The organism is Acinetobacter sp. NIPH1876 (assembly GCF_022808535.1).
Lineage (GTDB): Bacteria > Pseudomonadota > Gammaproteobacteria > Pseudomonadales > Moraxellaceae > Acinetobacter > Acinetobacter higginsii.
The window spans coordinates 1-2,813 of sequence record NZ_JALGBR010000040.1; the positions used below are offsets into that span (position 1 = coordinate 1).

Annotated in this window: 1 protein-coding gene and 1 pseudogene; both read left to right on the forward strand. The window is 36.2% G+C overall.

Annotated elements, in window-relative coordinates:
- Positions 1–82: 82 nt before the first annotated feature.
- Positions 83–343, forward strand: a pseudogene (locus MN869_RS20270) (integrase core domain-containing protein); the annotation flags it as partial.
- 81 nt (positions 344–424) lie between these two features.
- Positions 425–2,380 carry an alkyl sulfatase dimerization domain-containing protein gene (locus tag MN869_RS20275; RefSeq protein WP_000693745.1) on the forward strand — a complete coding sequence of 652 codons (1,956 nt, stop codon included), beginning with the start codon at positions 425–427 and terminating at the stop codon, positions 2,378–2,380.
- Positions 2,381–2,813: the final 433 nt, after the last annotated feature.

Below are 2,813 nucleotides of genomic sequence, written 5' to 3' on the forward strand. Positions count from 1 at the left end.
TGGTATGACAATTTTATATACTCCATAAACCCTTTAAATTAATTAGGTGGTTTATGTCGCACTTCAAGTTTTACTCTGCCATGTATTGAAATCAAATGACATCCAAATCAGCATGGATGGTAAAGGTCGATGGGTTGATAATGTGATGGTTGAACGATTATGGCGGAGCGTTAAATATGAAGAGGTGTATCTCAAAGCCTACAGCAATGTTTTGGATGCGAAGAAGCAATTAAACGCATATTTTGAATTTTATAATTTGAAACGACCTCATTCGAGTCTGGACAAAATGACTCCAGATGAGTTTTACTATGACCAGCTACCACAACAAAATAAGGTAGCTTAACTAGAGCAGAGTATCACTTATAAATAAGCTTTTAGTTGTTCAAACATGTGGGACCACCTCTATTTAAAAAAAGGAAAGAAGATGAAAATTAAGTTTTTAACAGTTTCATTGATGCTTATTCTGCCATTTTCTGTTTTTGCAGCAAATACTGTAGTAGAAAAAGCGGTCATTGAATCAAATAATACATATAAGGCGAAGTATAACTTAGAGGATATGACTGAGTTTAATCAGGCTCAAAAGGGCTTTATTGCCAAGCCAACAGGTCAAATTAAAAGTGAGAAAGGCAATGTTATCTGGGATTTTGATGCATTTAGTTTTTTACAAGATCAAGCACCAAATACCGTTAATCCCACTCTATGGCGACAAGCAAAATTAAACAACAATGTTGGGCTATTTAAAGTAACAGATCGAGTTTGGCAAATTCGTGGTTTTGATTTGGCAAATATGACCATCATTCAGGGTGATACTGGCTGGATTATTGTGGATACATTAACCTCTAAAGAAACGGCTGAAGCAGCACTTAAATTTGCTAGACAGCATTTAGGTGAGCAAAAAATTTCAGCCATTATCTTTACCCATAGCCATATCGATCATTTTGGTGGTGCATTAGGCGTTCTTTCTAGCGAAGAAATTAACGCTAGAAAAACTCCAATTATTGCGCCAAAAGGCTTTATGGAAGAAGCGACCAGTGAAAATGTGATGGCAGGTTCAGCCATGATACGTCGTGCGACTTATATGTATGGAACTTTTCTACCTAAAAATGCGGAAGGATTGGTGGATACAGGTTTAGGTAAGGCTGTTGCTGTGGGAAAAATGGGCATCCTTGAGCCTACACAACTGATCACTCAACCAGAACAGAAAATGACGGTTGATGGCTTGGATTTTGTGTTTTATAACGTGCCGGGTTCAGAAGCACCAGCAGAATTAACGTTCTCTATCCCATCATTGAAACTTTATAACGGCGCAGAAATTCTATCTCATACCATGCATAATCTTTATACCCTTCGGGGTGCTAAAGTCCGTGATGCCTTAAAATGGGTGGGCTATCTAGACCAAGCAATGCAGCATGCCAAAGCATCCGATGTATTGATTGCACAGCATCATTGGCCTGTCTGGGGCAATGACAATATTCAAGATTTTATTAAAACCCAGCGAGATGTTTATAAGTTCACGCATGATCAGACGGTGAGATATATGAACTCTGGTTTTAATGGCGCTGAAATTGCCGAAAAAATTAAGCTTCCAGCGGCACTTGATCAAAAACTATATGCTCATGGCTATTATGGAACCCTAAAACATAATGTAAAAGCAGTATACCAATATTATATGGGATGGTTCGATGCCCATCCTTCCAATTTAGATCCATTACCCCCTAAAGCTGTTGCAAAAAAATATATTGAGTTAGCAGGTGGGGAGAACAATGCATTGAAAAATGCGCGGGATGCCTACGCTCAAGCTGACTATAGATGGGCTGCCGAGATTTTAAAACATATTGTGTTGAATAACCCTCAAAACCAACAAGCAAAAGACTTATTGGCGAATACTTATCGTCAATTGGGCTATGCTGCTGAGGCTTCAACTTGGCGTAATTTCTTTTTGGTGGGCGCTCAAGAGCTACAAAATAATGTACCCCTACAAAATACTTCTGATCCGAGTGATTTATTGATTCATACACCAACTGAAAGATTTCTTGAAGCTATGGCGACAAATTTAGATGTGGAAAATTTAAAAAATGAAAACCAGTGTATCAATCTGGTTTTGTCGGATACCAAAGAGCATTTTTCATTATGGGTTGAAAACTCAGTCATGCAGTTTAAGCGTTATGATGAAAGTAAAGATTTGGCATTGGATTGCCCTACATTAACCTTAACCAAGCCCTTATATCTAAAAATGATTACAGGTCAAATAGAAGGGGTAAAAGTCCTGCTTTCTAAAGACAGTAAAGTCAAAGGTAATCCACTGAAAATTGGAAAATTCTTTGCAATGTTTAAACGTCCAGATTCAATTTTCCCGATTGTGACTCGACCAAATGGCTAAGCTCAAATAAGTAAAGTCGAAACTTAAATTAATAGATCCAAAGAAATGGGTGAAATTATCAACTTGGTTCTCCCAATCTTATAACAGGAATACAAGAAATTATTTCTTGTATTCCTCTTTAAAATTAAAAGTAAGCTATATGTATTTTAACTCTATTGATACTTTATTAAATGGTTTTTGAATTTTTATACTTTATTTTCGATGGAGATATTTTTATTAGTAGCTTGTTTAAAAAAGATTTGTTTATTTTTCTATTAATTGCTTCTAAATAATAACTTCAATATTTTTGTGGTTAAAAGGCAAGGGGGTATTATGATGTGTTTTTTATTGAAAATAAGCTTTTATATTAGGGCGAATTCAAACATGAGGTGCGACAGTTTGAAAAGTCTTATGATAATCAACAAGCTGAGCAAATTTCTCTAATGGTGTAAGC